Below are 15072 nucleotides of genomic sequence, written 5' to 3'. Positions count from 1 at the left end.
CTCCTCTACCGCCGACCGCATCCTGTACGAGCGGCCGATTTCGGGAACGATCATCGGTGGCTGAGATGGCGAGTTTGGGCGCTTGCGGACATGCCGAAACGTCACGGTTCCGCTTCAAGCACGAGGGCGACCTGCTCGGCCAGGACCTCGCCCGGCGTTCGATATGCAAGGCACTTGCGTGGCGTTCGGTTGAGGCGGTCTACCAACTGCTCGAGCTCGCCTCGCGGTACCTGTGCGATGTCCGTGTCGGAGGGCAGGAAGCGCCGTATCCTGCCGTTGCTGTTCTCCACGCTGCCCTTCTGCCATGGCGCTGAGGGCTGGCAGAAGTACGCGGTCATGCCCAAGCTCTCCCGTAGGCGCCCATACCCGGCGAACTCGGTGCCCCGGTCAAGCGTGATGGTGCGACGGAGGGAAGGGGGGAAGGTGCCGAGGTGGCGCTCGATGCCTTCCATGATGCCGGCCGAGTGACGGCTGCTGTTGGGCGTCAGCACGGTGAAGCGGCTCCGGCGCTCAACCAGCGAGGTGAGGTTAGCCTTACCGTGCTGCAGCTTGAACGCGATGAGGTCGCCTTCCCAATGGCCAAAGTCGGCCCGCTCAGCGATGTCTGGCGGTCGAGCCGCGATGGTGTGGGCGGGCGGGATGTTCAGGCCGCGTGGCTTGCGAGCGTAGCGACGTCGGCGTTTCCGCCTGCCGGTGGGCAGCAGCCGTGCCAGCTTGGCCGCCTGACCGTCGGGCCCATACACGAACTGGTAGATCGTTTCATGGCTCACCCGAAGCGGCCCTGCGGTACGGTGCCGAAGGTAGCCGGCAATCTGCTCCGGCGACCAGGCGGCTTCCAGCCGGTCGACGATGTAGCTGGCGAGCTCGGGATAGCGGCTGATTTTCGCGCCCCTAAGCCGTCGCCCAGCCGCCATCGATTGAGCAGTCAGCGGAAAGTACCCGCGGAACATCGGCTCTTCGTCAAACCGGTGATTGCGCTTCAGCTCGCGGTAGATCGTGGACGGGTGACGCCCGAGCTCGGCCGCCGCCTGGCGCGGACTTCTACCGGCGCTGGTGAGCTGATACAGCTTGCGGCGCTCGTCGAGATCCAGATGCGTGTAGCTGCCCATGCGCAACCCTCCGCCGGGTGGAACCCGCACTTAAGCTAGGTTTTCGCACTTCGATCTAGAATGCACCCCTTACAATTCAACCGGATCGATAATATGTATTATGTTAAAACATTTGGATGGTGTGGTACCAGGATCAGCGTCCGCCCTTCGACCCGCCACGACTTCAGCTTCGACAGAAAGTTCATGCCGAGCACGTCGGTGTCGCCGAATGCCGGCGATACGACGACGCCCAGATCGCGCGCGGCGATGTCGCCTAGCCGGACGTCGCGCACCGTCGCAGTCTGGGCTTCGACCTGACCGTTCGCGGTGTTGATCACCAACGGAAACAGGCCAGATTTGATGTCGAGGCCCGCAGCAGCGGCCGTCGCGGCCGATAGAGCGGTAACCGTCGCGCCGCTGTCGACGAGCATCCGTCGCTCGACGCCGTCGATCCGCACGCGCGCCCAGAAATGACCGTCACCGCTCATCCGGATGCGCGTTTCCCGTCCGACGACGGATTGATCGTCCAGCTTCAGCGCCGCCGCGATCCGCTGCAGATAGGGATCGAACCGTTCGCGCTGGTTGATCGCGACCAGCGCGACGGCCCCGATCGCCGCCCAGCTCGCCAGCGACAGCAACACGCGCAGGATCGGTACGCGGCGCGCGATCAGTGCCGAGATCGGCAGGATGAGCAGGAGCAGACACAGGGCGGCCTGACCGCCCCAATCCGGCGTCATGAATGGAATTCCAGCCCGTCATAGCCCGGCTCCACGCCGGCGGGCAGCGTCGCGCGGAGCGTGGCATAGTCCATGCTCTGGTCCATATGTATGAAGGCTGACCGCCGCGGTTTCAGCTCGGCAATCCAGCCCAGCACCGCGGGCACATCGGGATGCGTCGGATGCGGGGCGTAGCGCAACGCGTCGACGATCCACACGTCAAGGTCGGCATATAGCGCACGCATCGCATCGGTCATCACATGGAAATCCGTGGCATAGCCCACGGACCTGCCATCGGCCGTGAAGCGCAGTCCGGCGGACAGGATGTTGCCATGCGGCTGGTCGACCACGTCGATCGTCACGCCACCAATCGTCAGCCGGTCGGGCAGAACGTTTGCCGCGATCGTTGGTGGATACCCCTCGCGGCCCGCGAAAGCGTAGGTGAAGCGCCGTTGCAGCGCGTCCAGCGTCGCTTGCCGTGCATAACCGACGACGGGGCGACCGAGAGCGTGAAAAATCTGACGGACGTCGTCGATGCCGTGACAGTGATCGGCGTGATCGTGCGTCCAAATGATCGCGTCCACTGCGCCGACGTCGGCGGCAAGCAATTGCTCGCGCATGTCGGGACTGGTGTCTATAAGGATGCGGACGCCGTCATGCTCGACGAGCAGCGAGGCGCGGCTGCGCCGGTTACGCGGCTCCGCGGGATCGCACGCGCCCCAGTCATTGCCGATCCGCGGCACGCCTGACGACGTGCCGGAACCGAGGATGCGCACCTTCACCGGCGCGCCTTCGCAAAAAGCGCGTAAAAATTGTCTGCGGTCCGCGCCGCTAGATTCTCGATACGCTCGCCGCGCAGGTTGGCAAGAAACGCCGCGGTGTCCGCGACGAACGCCGGTTCCCCCGTCTTGCCCCGGTGCGGCACGGGTGCGAGAAACGGCGCATCGGTTTCGATCAGCAGGCGATCGGCCGGCAGACGCGCCGCGGTCGCCTGAAGATCGCGCGCGTTCTTGAACGTGACGATCCCGGAAATGGAAATATACAGGCCGAGCGCGAGCGCGGCATCGGCGAACGCGCCGCTCGCCGTGAAACAGTGGATGACGCCGGTGTATGGCCCCTGCTCCATCTCGTCGCGCAGGATCGCCAGCGTGTCCTCCTCTGCATCGCGCGTATGCACGATCAGCGGCAGGCCTGTTTCGCGCGCCGCCGCGACATGCGCGCGAAAGCTCGTCTGCTGGCGGGTGCGGTCGGAATGATCGTAGAAATAGTCCAGCCCGCTCTCGCCGATCCCGACGACGCGCGGATGCTGCGCTCGCGCGACGAGCTTCGCCGTATCGGCATGGGGGTGCTGGTCCGCCTCGTGCGGGTGGATGCCGACGGACGCCCAGACGTCCGGCTCGCGTTCCGCGGTCGCGACGATATCGTCCCACTCGCGCTCGCGGGTCGCGATGTTGAGCATGACGCCGACGCCGCGTTCGCGCGCGCGCGACAGGACGGCCGCCTGATCCTCGATCAGGCCCTTGTAATTGAGGTGGCAGTGGCTGTCGGCGAACATCACGCCGCCTCGGTCGTCGGCAGTTCGAGCCGCGGAAAGACCGGCGATGGCGCCGCCATCACGAAGCCTGACGCTACCTGCCGGCCGTACCAGCCGTCGTCGTCGATCGCGGCATGATCGCGCTCGGTCGCACCAAGCTGGTCGAGCACCTTGCCGGCCGACGCGGGCACCACCGGCATGATGGCGATCGCCAGCATGCGGATGGCGCGCACCAACGTACCGAGCACGGCGTGCATCCGGTCTGGATCGGTCTTGCGCAACGCCCAGGGCGCCTGTGCGTCGATATACTGGTTGCAGGCGAACACGCCGCGCATCCACGCCTCGATCCCCTGGCTCAGCATCAGGTCGCCGAACGCAGCCCGCAATCCCGCGCACGCGACGACGACCTCCTCGATCAGCATGGCGTCCGCCGGATCGGCACGCCCCGCCTCCGGCAGCGCGCCGCCCAGATTCTTGGCGATGAACGAGAGAGTCCGCTGCGCCAGATTGCCGAAACTGTTGGCGAGTTCGGCGTTGACGCGCGTCACGATCGCTTCCGCCGAATAACTGCCATCCTGCCCGAAGCTGACCTCGCGGAGCAGGAAATAGCGGACCGCATCGACGCCGAACGCCTCGGTCAACTCGTCCGGTCCCACCACGTTTCCGAGCGATTTCGACATTTTCTCGCCGCGGTGCAGCAGAAACCCGTGCGCGAACACCTGGCGCGGCGGCGGCAGCTTTGCCGACAGCAGGAAGGCGGGCCAGTAAACCGTGTGAAAGCGCGTGATGTCCTTGCCGATCAAATGCAGGTCGGCCGGCCAGTATCGCGCCATCGTCGCCGTATCGTCCGGATAGCCGGCGCCGGTCAGGTAATTGGTCAGCGCGTCGACCCACACGTACATGACGTGCCCCGGGCTATCGGGAACGGGCACGCCCCAGTCGAAGCTGGTGCGCGATACCGACAGGTCGGACAGGCCGCCCTCGACGAAGCGCAACACCTCGTTGCGGCGGCTTTCGGGACGGATGAAATCGGGGTTGGCGGCGTAGAAATCGAGCAGGGGCTGCTGATAGTTGGACAGGCGGAAGAACCACGTCTCTTCGGCGGTCCACTCGACCGGCGTGCCTTGCGGCGACAGGCGCTGGCCCCCTTCCCCCGCCACCAGTTCCTTCTCGTCATAGAAGGCTTCGTCGCGGACCGAATACCAACCCTCGTAGCGGTCCAGATACAGGTCGCCGTTCGCTTCCATCGCGCGCCAGATCGCCTGGCTGGCCGCGTAGTGATCGGGCTCCACCGTGCGGATGAAACGATCATGGCTGATATCAAGCTTGCTCGCCATGTCACTGAAATACGACGACATCTCATCCGCAAAGGCACGCGTTTCCATGCCGCGTGCGCGCGCGGTCTGCGCCATCTTCAGGCCGTGTTCGTCGGTGCCCGTCTGGAACCGGACATCGCGCCCCGCCTGCCGCTGGAACCGCGCGATCGCATCGGCCGCGATCATCTCATAAGCATGACCGATGTGCGGGCGGCCGTTCGGATAATGGATCGCGGTGGTGATGTAATAGGGATCGGCCATGGACGGGTCCCTAGTCGATCGACAGGGGCAGGTGAAGCCCGGCGTTGACGCACCGCTGCTCAGCGCAGCGTGGCGACGATGGCCGCCATCTCGTACACCGTCGCCTGCGCATCGAGCGAGAGGCCCAGCGCCGCGCCCGCCAGGTCGCGCGCCGCCGCTTGCGCGTCGAGCGCGACCTTCAATCGTGGCCCCGAACGCACGCGCGCCTCACGCGCGATGAGCGCGGGCACGCGTTCGAGAAACAGCTCGTAGCGCGGAGCATTGCCCTTGCCTCCCAGCGCCTTGGCCAGCGCCGCGCGGCGGGCGTTGCCGGGATCGCCATCGCGCGCGATCGTCGCGATCGCATCGTCCAGCGCCGCGACGTCTAGCCCGGCGTAGCGCAGCGCGCGCCCCGGCGCGCCCTCGCCCGTCGCGACGAGCGCCGCGATCTCGCCCGCATCCGCCTCCGGCAGCAGCCGGTTCAGCGCCTGCGTCATCGCGGCATCGTCGAGCGGCACAAAACGCAGCAGCCGGCACCGGGACCGGATGGTCGGCAGCAACCGGCCCGGCGTATGGCTGACGAGCAGGAACAACGTGCCCGCGGGCGGCTCCTCCAGATTCTTGAGCAGCGCATTGGCCCCGCCCCGCTCCAGATCGTCGGCGGCATCGATGATGACGACGCGGCGCGGGCCCATCGCCGGTGTCGTCGCGAACATCGGTTGCAGGCTGCGCACCTGCGCGATCGAAATGCTGCGCGCAATATCCTGATCGGGCTTTTCCGCATCCTTCGGCAACCTGCGCAGGATACGCAGATCGGGATGCGAACCCGCCTCGACCAGCGCGCGGGTCGGATGATCGGCGGGCACCGTCAGCCCCGGCGCCAGCGCCCGCGTGCCGCTCGCCTCGGCAAGCAGGCGGAGCGCCACGGCCTCCGCGAACGTCGCCTTGCCGACGCCTTCGGGCCCGACGAGCAGCCACGCATGATGCATTGCACTGCCCTGCATAGCGGCCATGAAAGCGACCTGTGCGTCGGCATTGCCGAGCGGCAGCGCCGCTTCCCCCGTCATGCGGATCAGCCGAACAGCGACGTCAGCCCCGCCCAGGCGCGGCCGAAGAAGCCCGCTTCGCCAACATCGTTCGCCGCCACTAGGGGCAGGCGCTGTTCGGGCATGTCGGGCGACTGGATGACGAGGTCCGCGATATGCTGACCCTGCTTGATCGGCGCACGAACCGGCCCTTCGTAGACGACCTTCGCCTTCAGCTGCGGCGCAGCGCCTGCGGGCAGGGTGACCGTCAGCTGCTTGGGCGCGACGAGCCCGACGCTGCGCGCGCTGCCCATCTGTACCTCTGCGGTCGAAACCTCGCGGCCCGCGGCAACGACCGGCTTCGCCTGCCATGCGCGGAAGCCCCAGTCCATGAACCGCACCGATTCTTCCGCGCGGCCGGTATAGGTGGGCAGCCCCGCGACGACCATGACCAGCCGCCGCCCGTTCTGTTCCGCTGACCCGGTGAAGCCATAACCGGCTTCATCCGTATGGCCCGTCTTCAGGCCATCGGCACCGGCGACGCGACCGAGCAGCGGATCGCGATTGGCCTGCGTGATATCCGCCCCCGCGCCCAGCGTCTTGCCCCAGGTGAAGCTGGGCAGCGAGTAGAAACGCTTGTAGAGGTCCGGGAAATCGCGGATCGTCGCGGCGGCCAGATGCGCCAGATCGCGCGCGGTAACGTAGGTGGCGCCGCCATCGGGCCAGCCGTTCGAGGTGCCGAAATGGCTGTTCGTCAGGCCGATACGCTTGGCCGCATCGTTCATCCGGTCGGTGAACGTCTGTTCGGTGCCACTGATCCCTTCCGCCAGCACGACGCAGGCGTCGTTGCCGGACAGCGTGACGATGCCCTTCAGCAGGTTCTCGACGCTGACGTTCTCGCCCGACGACAGGAACATCGTCGATCCCGCCTGCGGGCCGTGCCACTTCTGCCAGGTTTCCGGACGGACCGGCATCGTCTGGTCGAGCTTCAGCTCGCCCTTCTTGATGAGGTCGAACGCGACATACACCGTCATCATCTTCGCCATCGAGGCGGGCGGCATGCGGCGATCGGCATCGTGCTGGTACAGCACCGCACCCGACGACAGATCCTCCATATAGGCGATCGGCGCCGTCCCCTGGAACTGCGGCGCGGCGGCGATCGTCGGATTGGCGAGCAGGGCGACGAGAAGCGGAGCGGCGAGCAGCTTGTTCATGGCAGGGTCTGACGCTTTCGAAACATGGAGGTGGCGAATTTGGGTGAGGATGACGACCATAAGCCGATGGGGGTGCCGCGTCATCCCTCGACGGCATCGGCGAGCAGGCCGACGGACAGCGCGTAGAAGTTCGAGCAATTATAGTCGAGGATCACCCGGTAATTGCCGGTGAGCAGATACGCCGTCTGTCCGGGTCCGTCGGGCTCGATCAGCGTGGCCAGCACGGAGTCGGCCGGCCATGCCCTGCCCTGCGGCACCACGCCGCGCGCGCGCCATTCCGCCATCGTCTTCCAACCGCTGTGCCGCTCGAACACCCGCGGGCATCGCGGCGAGACGAGTCGGCTGGCGAGGTCGGATCTGTCGAACTCCGCCGGGACGCTGACCGCAAAACCCCATGGCTGGCCCGGGCGCCAGCCGGCGTTGGCGAAATAATTGCCGATCGACGCCAGCGTGTCGGCCGGGCTGTTCCAGATATCGACGCGGCCGTCGCCATCGCCGTCGCGACCCAGGCGCAGGTAGACCGACGGCAAGAACTGCGGATTGCCCGTCGCCCCGGCCCAGCTGCCCGTCAGCTGTGCGCGCGGCACGCCGCGATCGAGCATCTTCAGCCCGGCGATGAATTCGCCGGCGAACAGCGCGCGCCGGCGCCCCTCGTAGGCGAGTGTCGCGAGGCTGCGCAGCAGATCGAAGTTGCCGGTATAGGCGCCGTAATTGGTCTCGTGCCCCCAGATGGCGACCATGATCGATTCGGGCACGCCTGTCTGCCGTTCCACGCTCGCCAGGCGCCCGCGCTGCGCCTGATACATCGCGCGACCGCGCGCGATACGCGCCGCGTCGACGTGGCTGCGCCGATAAGGCGCGAACGGCGGTGTGGCACTGCTGCCCGGATTGCCGGGCTGCGCGCGATCGAGCTCGATCGTCCGCATGCTGAGCGTCAGCGTGGGAAAGACGGCATCGATCGTCGCCGGCCGCACGCCGGCTGCCACCGCCTGCGCGCGCAATTCGGGCAGATACGCCTGAAATCCCGCTTCATCCTGCGCTGCGGCGGGTGCGTCGCAGCCGAGCACCGCCATCACCGCGAGCGATGCGACCCGTAGCCACCGTTGTGATCGAAGCCCCCACATGCTCTGCTCGTGCCACACCCGCCCGCCGCGGTGAACCCCGGATCGTCGTGGCGCGGGCACGCCGTGTCGCGGCAGCCGGTGTAACGGCGCGGACGTCCATGACGAAGGTGAAAGGCCCACGGCCGCGCCCGGTCGTTCGCCCGAATACCGCCGTGCACCTGCCGGAATGCCAAACGCGAGACTGGCGGAAGAGGTGGGATTCGAACCCACGGAACGGTCACCCGCTCGCCGGTTTTCAAGACCGGTTCCTTAAACCACTCGGACACTCTTCCAGGCCGTTACCCGGCGGAGCGCTGCGATGCCGGAGTTCGCATTCCTCTTCAAGTCCCCTGCGGGGCCGCGCCCGCTTGCCCCGGTTCATCCAAGACCCGATGTAGGCACGGATACCGCGCCGGGCACGTGGCAAGCCCGGCTGCAAAATGAGGATCGGCATGAAAAAGATCGGGTTCCTGTCGTTTGGCCATTGGTCGGACACGCCGCATTCGGCGACGCGGTCCGCCGCGGACGTCCTGCTCCAGTCGATCGAACTCGCGATCGCTGCGGAGGAGCTGGGTGCGGACGGCGCCTATTTCCGGGTCCATCATTTCGCGCAGCAGCTCGCCTCGCCCTTCCCGCTGCTCGCCGCGGTCGGTGCGCGCACGAAGCGGATCGAGATCGGCACCGGGGTCATCGACATGCGCTACGAAAACCCTTTCTACATGGTCGAGGACGCCGGATCGGCGGATCTGATCAGCGGCGGCCGGTTGCAACTGGGCATCAGTCGCGGATCGCCGGAGCAAGTGATCGAGGGCTGGCGGTACTTCGGCTATGCGCCCGCCGCGGGCGAAAGCGATGCCGACATGGGCCGCCGTCACGCCGATGTGTTTCTTCAGCTTCTCGAAGGTCGCCGCTTTGCCAAACCGAACCCGCGTCCGATGTTTCCCAACCCGCCGGGACTGCTCCGCCTGGAGCCGTACGCCGATGGTCTGCGTCGCCGGATCTGGTGGGGGTCCGCGTCGGATGCGACGGCGGTCTGGGCGGCCCAACGCGGCATGAACCTGCAGAGTTCGACGTTGAAGGCGGACGAGACGGGTGAGCCGTTCCACGTTCAACAGGCGCGGCAAATCCGCGCCTATCGCGCCGCGTGGGACACGGCCAGGCACGCCCATGCACCGCGCGTATCGGTGTCGCGATCGATCTTTCCGCTGGTCGACGACCGCGACCGCGCCTATTTCGGACGAGATGGGGGCGGTGACCAGATCGGCGTAATCGACGACATGCGCGCCATCTTCGGCCGGTCTTATACCGCCGAGCCCGACAAGCTGGTCGAACAACTGCGGAATGATGAGGCGATCACAGAGGCGGATACGCTGTTGCTCACCGTGCCCAACCAGCTTGGCGTCGCGTACAATGCGCACGTCATCGAAAGCATCCTGACGCAGGTGGCGCCAGCGCTCGGTTGGCGGTGACGCACCGCGGCAGGAACATCAGATACAACAAGGGGGGCATCTGCCCCCCTTGCGTAACCGTCATGGTCGGCAGCGCGCGCCTTGGGAACCCCGCCGCGCGACCGGAAACGATCTTAGTTGCTGTCGCTGCTGTCGGCAACGATGATGATGCCCGCAACGACGGCAGCCGCCGCGATCACCGCGACGATGATGCCGCCACCGGCGAGCTCGTTCTTCTTGCCCGAGACCGAGCCGGTGCGAACCGACTTGGCGACCGACAGGCTGGCGGCCGGGTTGGCCGGGGCGGCGGCGGCCGGAGCAACCGTGAGCGTCGCAGCAGCCAGCGCCATCAGAGTCTTGGAAACCATGGTACTCCCCTTCGATGGTGAGCCTGCTTCATCGCAGATTCTGACCGGAATTCAAGTCCAGTTCGCGCTGCAGTGCAAAATCGTCAGGCAAAATGGTGCATTTTGAAGATAAAGGCCGACGCTCGCGCAATTTTATCGGCGACATTGGAAAATACTGTTCGTCCGCTCGATGCCGATTACGTCAAGCGGCGGCATGTGAAAGCGTGTCGAGCGTGATCGGGCGTACGTTCAGTCGGGCCAGATGCGCCAGCATCGCATCCCACCAGCGCCAGAACCGGCGAAGGTCGGCGGCGTCCCGGACATAGGGCGTATGACCAGGCGCGAGCGAGGGCGAGTGGAAGGATAACGAGAGTAAGCGCAGGTCCTCCTCGTCGACAGCTATCGATACCGCATCCAGCGCAGCGCGGATCGGCATGTCCTCGGGCGTCAGCGCGATGCGTTCCAGCAGCCGCGCCCGCGCGAGCGCACCGGCGAACGGACGCGACCCGGCGATGACGGGATGGAGCCACGCTCCCGAGCGCCGCAGGCGGCCTGTGAACACCGTGGTTAGCGGCATCTCGATCATGCCGTCGCGGTGGAAGGCGTGGTTGCCGATCGTGCGAAAGTCCGGACCGCCCTGCCCCGAATAATCATATCGCGACCGCATCGACGTGTCGATCCGATAGCCGCGCGCGGCGAGCAGCCCCAGCGTCGCCGGACCGATACCGTAGCGGCCGGCGCGAAAGGCCAACGGCTGTCGCCCGAAGGCCGCCACCAACAGATCGGTCAACGCGTCGATCTTGGCGGCCTCCAGCGCGACGGGGAGATTGCCGGCGAAGCTGTCGCCGTCCGCGGGCGGGGCGTAGGGCGGCGTCACCCAAGGGTGAAGTTGTGCGCCAAGCGAACAGCGCGGATCATCCAGAATATCGCGAATGCGCGCCACCGCAGCCGGATCGGCCGCGACCGGATGGTCGACCATCAGCGCGAGGCCGACGCCCGCGTCGGCAAAGCGCCGGTAAGCGTCCGGCAGCGCAGCGGTCGCGGTGACCGCGCGCTGTGCCTTGTCGAGCGGCTGAGACCAGTCGAACTCTTCTTCGACATCGACGAACACCACGAAGCGCCGCCCGAAATCTGCGGGCCATCGCACGTGTGTATCCGGCGGCGGAGGCGGGACCCGATAAGGCGGGCGCTGCGTACCGCTCACGATCCGATGGTCGCCCGCTCCATATGTCCAGTGACGACCGCGGGCAGCCGCAATGTCAAGAGATGGTCGCCGAATACCAGCGTGCCACCCAGCTCGCGCGCAAGGTTACGAGCCAGCCGCAATCCGAAACCGACCCCGAGTAGCGCGCCATCCTCGCCACCGTCGTCGCCCTCGATATCGAGCATCGACAGCGTGTCGTCCGCATCGCCCGTCCCGAGCGCGATCGGCCGCGCGAAGCAGAGCGCCACCTCGCCATCCGCTGCTGGGGCTTCAGCGATGTCGATCCGCTCGCCGGGGCTGGCCGATGCGGCGAGCGCCGCGAGCAGCCGCGACACGAGTCGCTCGACCCCGCGCGAATCGACGACCGCGATGTGATCCGCCGCCATCGGATGGATGTCGAACCCGGTGCGCCGGGTTGCCGCGAGCGGCATAAGGTCCTCGACAACGCGATCGAGCAACGCGGCGAGATCGACCGCCTCCGCCTTCAGGTCGAGCGCGTGCGCCTCGATCCGCGCCGCGGTATCGAGGTCGTCGATCGCAGCGACGAGCCGCATCGCCTGCGCATGGATCGTTCCGGCATGGCCGCGATACACGTCGCTCACCGGTCCGAGCAGTTGCGCCTCGATCAGTTCGGCGAACCCCGCGATCGCATTGGTCGGCGTGCGAAGCTCGTGGACAAGCTGGCGCAACGAGTCGGATGCCATACGCCGCGACGGGGCAACATCCTCGTCGGCGCGCGGCCGGCGGGCGATCCCGGCATAGCCGACGAAACGGCCGCTCGCCGGATCGAACGACGGCGTTCCGGCGACCCGCCAGGTTCCTGCCGCATCCGAACCGCCCCCGATGTCGATCCGCGCCGCGTTGAAGCGCTGCCGCTGACGGAACGCCCCCGCGATCACCGCGTCGACGCCGACCAGTCCCTGCGTCGCAGCGCGTCCCAGCAGGACCCCGATCAGTGGCCCGCGCGCCACACCGTCGACCGTGCGGATCATGCCGGCCGCATCGGTTTCGAAGCGGAACGCGGTTGGCACGGTGACCGTCGACGCCTCCGGCGCGATCTCGTCCCGCTGCCGTTGGAAGGCGTCGATCCGCGCGACCACGTCGGCGATATGATAGCCGCCATCGGGCGCCGGCGTCAGGTCGATCGGGGGAACGGCCTCCGCAATCGCTTCCACCGGCTCGCTGGCGCGGAAGCTGGCGATCTGTATGACGGAAGAGGATGGCACGGGGGCGGCCGCGGGCGACGGGGTGGAGGCGCCGGTCTCGTCGGGCAGCACGAAGTCGACCGGATTGAACGCCTCGAGCCCGCGCACGACGGCGGCGGGCAGGTCGCGGCGATGTCGCAGCACGGCACGCGCCTCGGGCGTCAGCGCGGGCAGCATCGCCAGCCAGTCTTCCGCGTCGAGCGTCGCGATGCGCAGCACGGGCGCGGACACGGCAAGGACGTCCTCGGCCAGAAAGCGGACCAGCGCTGCCGGAGGCGTGGCAAAGGCCAGCGCGCGACCGCTGGCGGCGCGAACCTCGACCGGCACGTTGGCGCGCAAGGCACGCAGCCGCGCCATCGCAGCGGCGTCCGGCTGCGCGCGGCCGCGGCCGATCAGGTCGATCAACTGCCGCCAAGCCGATCGCGCGCCGACCCCGCTGTCCATGTCGGCGGAAAGCACGGTGCTGAGGCTGTCATCGAAACGCAACGGGGTGCAACTCCTGCGCTCCGTAACAGGGGAGCCGCATACCTGTCCTACCGCCGGAGATTCCATGTGGAAACCGGCAAATGTGACCCGTCGCAATGTGGGACAATTGCGTTGCGCCGTAATTTTCTTATGTTTAAAGGCAGCGCCTGCCGATCGTCGGCGCGTATTAGGAGAGTTGCACGCAATGTCCTTCGATCGGATCGATCGGCAGATCCTCGCCCATCTCCAGGCGGATGGACGGATGACCAACGTCGAACTCGCCGAACGCGTCGGCCTGACCGCGCCGCCCTGCCTGCGCCGCGTCCGCGCGCTGGAGGAGGCGGGCGTCATTCGCGGCTATCACGCCGACCTCGACCCAGCCAGCCTGGGTTTTCCGATCACCGTCTTTGCGATGGTGTCGCTGCGCAGCCAGGCTGAGCACGACCTCGCCGCCTTCGAGGCGCATGTCGCCGGCATTCCGGAGGTGCGCGAATGCCATATGCTCAACGGCGAGATCGATTTCATCCTGAAAATCGTCGCCGCGGACCTCAAGAGCTTCCAGGAAATCCTGACCACGCACCTGACGCCCGCGCCCAACGTGGCGAGCGTCAAGACGTCACTGACGATCCGTACCGCCAAGTCGGTGTCCGGTATTCCGGTGTCCGCCGACTGACATAGGCGTTCCCGCGGTCGCGGGAACACCGCGTGAGGGGGGGCCGAAGCCCCCCTCACCTTACTTCTTTTAGACGACCTTCTTGACGGTCGCGACCACCTTGTCGGCGCTGATCAGTGCCTTCTTCTCGAGGTTTGCGGCGTAGGGCAGCGGCACGTCCTCGTCCGTTACACGCAGCACCGGCGCGTCGAGGTCGTCGAACCCTTCCTCCATCACGAACGCCGCGACTTCCGACGCGATCGAGCAGGTCGGCCAGCCTTCCTCGACCACCACGATGCGGTTGGTCTTGGCGAGGCTCTTCAGCACCGTCTGCTTGTCGAGCGGGCGCAGCGTGCGCAGGTCGATGACCTCCGCATCGATCCCCTCGCCCGCCAGCGTTTCGGCGGCCTCGAGCGCAATGCCGACGCCGATCGAATAGCTGACCAAGGTCACGTCCTTGCCCGGCTTCATGATCCGCGCCTTGCCGATCGGCAGGACGTAGTCGTCCATCTTGGGCACGTCGAACGAGCGGCCGTACATCAGCTCGTTCTCGAGGAAGACGACGGGGTCTTCGCTGCGGATCGCCGCCTTGAGCAGGCCCTTCGCATCGGCCGCATCATACGGCGCGATCACGATCAGGCCGGGGACGGAGGCGTACCACGGGCCGTAATTCTGGCTGTGCTGCGCGCCGACGCGGCTCGCCGCGCCGTTGGGGCCGCGGAACACGATCGGGCAGCGCATCTGGCCGCCGGACATGTAGTTGGTCTTAGCGGCCGAGTTGATGATGTGGTCGATCGCCTGCATCGCGAAGTTGAACGTCATGAATTCGACGATCGGCTTCAGCCCGCCCATCGCGGCGCCCGTGCCGACGCCGGCAAAGCCGTATTCGGTGATCGGCGTGTCGATGACGCGCTTCTCGCCGAATTCGTCGAGCAGGCCCTGCGTGACCTTGTACGCGCCCTGATACTGCGCGACTTCCTCGCCCATCACGAAGACGCGGTCGTCGGCGCGCATTTCCTCCGCCATCGCGTCGCGCAGCGCCTCGCGGACGGTGGTCTTCACCATCTCCGTGCCCTCGGGGATCGTCGGATCGGCGCGGCCCTCGTTGGCGGCAGCCTCGAACAGCTGGCGCGCGCCGGTGTCGACCTTCTCCTGCGCCGGATGCGCCGAATCCTCGACCGTGTCGGCCTTCTTTTCGTCGGCCTTGGCGTCCGCCTTCGGGCTGTCGTCCTTGGTCGCGTCCGGCGCGGCGGCGGCATCGTCGCCGCTTTCACCCTCGGCGAGCAACGTCGCGATCACGGTGCCGACCTTCACATTGTCGGTGCCCTCGGCGACGACGAGCTTGCCGATCGTGCCCTCGTCGACCGCCTCGAACTCCATCGTCGCCTTGTCGGTCTCGATCTCGGCCATGATGTCGCCGGACTTGACGACGTCGCCTTCCTTGACGAGCCACTTGGCCAGCGTGCCTTCCTCCATGGTCGGCGACAGCGCGGGCATCTTGATCTCGATCGCCAT

At 66.9% G+C, this 15072-nt stretch carries 14 protein-coding genes and 1 tRNA gene; 2 read left to right on the top strand and 13 right to left on the bottom strand.

Annotated elements, in window-relative coordinates; genetic code table 11:
• Positions 1–101: 101 nt before the first annotated feature.
• The 9 genes from DM480_RS14060 to DM480_RS14020 form a co-directional block, all read right to left on the bottom strand.
• The gene (locus DM480_RS14060; protein ID WP_115379987.1) at positions 102–1109 is read right to left on the bottom strand and encodes an IS30 family transposase; all 1008 of its coding nucleotides are present in this window, start codon (positions 1107–1109) and stop codon (positions 102–104) included.
• Between the two features lie 98 nt (positions 1110–1207).
• Positions 1208–1825, bottom strand: coding sequence for a retropepsin-like aspartic protease family protein (locus DM480_RS14055; protein ID WP_115379985.1), 618 nt, complete (start codon positions 1823–1825; stop codon positions 1208–1210).
• The gene (locus tag DM480_RS14050) at positions 1822–2586 is read right to left on the bottom strand and encodes an MBL fold metallo-hydrolase (protein ID WP_198665846.1); all 765 of its coding nucleotides are present in this window, start codon (positions 2584–2586) and stop codon (positions 1822–1824) included. The genes DM480_RS14055 and DM480_RS14050 overlap by 4 nt, the downstream gene beginning before the upstream one ends.
• Positions 2583–3359, bottom strand: a complete 777-nt coding sequence (locus DM480_RS14045; protein WP_115379983.1) for a TatD family hydrolase — start codon at positions 3357–3359, stop codon at positions 2583–2585. The genes DM480_RS14050 and DM480_RS14045 overlap by 4 nt, the downstream gene beginning before the upstream one ends.
• Positions 3359–4915, bottom strand: a complete 1557-nt coding sequence (metG, locus tag DM480_RS14040; protein WP_115379981.1) for a methionine--tRNA ligase — start codon at positions 4913–4915, stop codon at positions 3359–3361. Before metG ends, DM480_RS14045 begins: the two co-directional genes overlap by 1 nt.
• Positions 4916–4974: 59 nt before the next feature.
• Entirely contained in the window at positions 4975–5961 is a 987-nt protein-coding gene (locus DM480_RS14035) for an AAA family ATPase (RefSeq protein ID WP_115379979.1), read from the bottom strand.
• Positions 5962–5966: 5 nt separating this feature from the next.
• Positions 5967–7133 (bottom strand): D-alanyl-D-alanine carboxypeptidase family protein, encoded by a 1167-nt coding sequence (locus DM480_RS14030; RefSeq protein WP_115379977.1) that lies wholly within the window; start codon positions 7131–7133, stop codon positions 5967–5969.
• 80 nt (positions 7134–7213) lie between these two features.
• Positions 7214–8206, bottom strand: coding sequence for a lytic murein transglycosylase (locus DM480_RS14025; RefSeq protein WP_232834017.1), 993 nt, complete (start codon positions 8204–8206; stop codon positions 7214–7216).
• 233 nt (positions 8207–8439) lie between these two features.
• Positions 8440–8529, bottom strand: a tRNA-Ser gene (locus DM480_RS14020).
• A gap of 159 nt (positions 8530–8688) precedes the next feature.
• On the opposite strand from DM480_RS14020, the gene DM480_RS14015 reads away from it, so the two are divergent.
• Positions 8689–9705 (top strand): LLM class flavin-dependent oxidoreductase, encoded by a 1017-nt coding sequence (locus tag DM480_RS14015; protein ID WP_115379973.1) that lies wholly within the window; start codon positions 8689–8691, stop codon positions 9703–9705.
• A 113-nt stretch (positions 9706–9818) separates the two neighbouring features.
• Here the strand turns inward: DM480_RS14015 and DM480_RS14010 are convergent, their stop codons facing one another.
• The 3 genes from DM480_RS14010 to DM480_RS14000 all read right to left on the bottom strand — a co-directional run bounded on the left by DM480_RS14010 (position 9819) and on the right by DM480_RS14000 (position 12926).
• A complete protein-coding gene (locus tag DM480_RS14010) occupies positions 9819–10052 on the bottom strand; it encodes a hypothetical protein (RefSeq protein ID WP_198665845.1) in 234 nt (77 codons plus the stop codon).
• Between the two features lie 181 nt (positions 10053–10233).
• Positions 10234–11178 carry a WalW protein gene (locus tag DM480_RS14005; RefSeq protein WP_232834016.1) on the bottom strand — a complete coding sequence of 315 codons (945 nt, stop codon included), beginning with the start codon at positions 11176–11178 and terminating at the stop codon, positions 10234–10236.
• Positions 11179–11231: 53 nt separating this feature from the next.
• Positions 11232–12926, bottom strand: coding sequence for a histidine kinase dimerization/phospho-acceptor domain-containing protein (locus DM480_RS14000; protein ID WP_232834015.1), 1695 nt, complete (start codon positions 12924–12926; stop codon positions 11232–11234).
• A gap of 184 nt (positions 12927–13110) precedes the next feature.
• Here DM480_RS14000 and DM480_RS13995 point away from each other — a divergent pair, with 184 nt between their 5' ends.
• A complete protein-coding gene (locus DM480_RS13995; protein WP_115379965.1) occupies positions 13111–13578 on the top strand; it encodes an Lrp/AsnC family transcriptional regulator in 468 nt (155 codons plus the stop codon).
• Positions 13579–13647: 69 nt separating this feature from the next.
• Here the strand turns inward: DM480_RS13995 and DM480_RS13990 are convergent, their stop codons facing one another.
• Complete coding sequence (locus DM480_RS13990) at positions 13648–15072, bottom strand: pyruvate dehydrogenase complex E1 component subunit beta (protein WP_115379963.1); 1425 nt, start codon at positions 15070–15072, stop codon at positions 13648–13650.

This window comes from Sphingomonas sp. FARSPH (assembly GCF_003355005.1).
In the GTDB taxonomy this organism is placed as follows: domain Bacteria; phylum Pseudomonadota; class Alphaproteobacteria; order Sphingomonadales; family Sphingomonadaceae; genus Sphingomonas.
Note: the sequence above shows the minus strand (reverse complement) of the source record. Positions and strands in the feature narration are given on the sequence as shown.

Bases quoted from the DNA above. Each gene is read 5' to 3' on its own strand.
- DM480_RS14060 (WP_115379987.1), bottom strand. From the start codon at position 1,109: ATGGGCAGCTACACGCATCTGGATCTCGACGAGCGCCGCAAGCTGTAT.
- DM480_RS14055 (WP_115379985.1), bottom strand. From the start codon at position 1,825: ATGACGCCGGATTGGGGCGGTCAGGCCGCCCTGTGTCTGCTCCTGCTC.
- DM480_RS14045 (WP_115379983.1), bottom strand. From the start codon at position 3,359: ATGTTCGCCGACAGCCACTGCCACCTCAATTACAAGGGCCTGATCGAG.
- metG (WP_115379981.1), bottom strand. From the start codon at position 4,915: ATGGCCGATCCCTATTACATCACCACCGCGATCCATTATCCGAACGGC.
- DM480_RS14035 (WP_115379979.1), bottom strand. From the start codon at position 5,961: ATGACGGGGGAAGCGGCGCTGCCGCTCGGCAATGCCGACGCACAGGTC.
- DM480_RS14030 (WP_115379977.1), bottom strand. From the start codon at position 7,133: ATGAACAAGCTGCTCGCCGCTCCGCTTCTCGTCGCCCTGCTCGCCAAT.
- DM480_RS14025 (WP_232834017.1), bottom strand. From the start codon at position 8,206: ATGGCGGTGCTCGGCTGCGACGCACCCGCCGCAGCGCAGGATGAAGCG.
- DM480_RS14015 (WP_115379973.1), top strand. From the start codon at position 8,689: ATGAAAAAGATCGGGTTCCTGTCGTTTGGCCATTGGTCGGACACGCCG.
- DM480_RS14010 (WP_198665845.1), bottom strand. From the start codon at position 10,052: ATGGTTTCCAAGACTCTGATGGCGCTGGCTGCTGCGACGCTCACGGTT.
- DM480_RS13995 (WP_115379965.1), top strand. From the start codon at position 13,111: ATGTCCTTCGATCGGATCGATCGGCAGATCCTCGCCCATCTCCAGGCG.
- DM480_RS13990 (WP_115379963.1), bottom strand. From the start codon at position 15,072: ATGGCGATCGAGATCAAGATGCCCGCGCTGTCGCCGACCATGGAGGAA.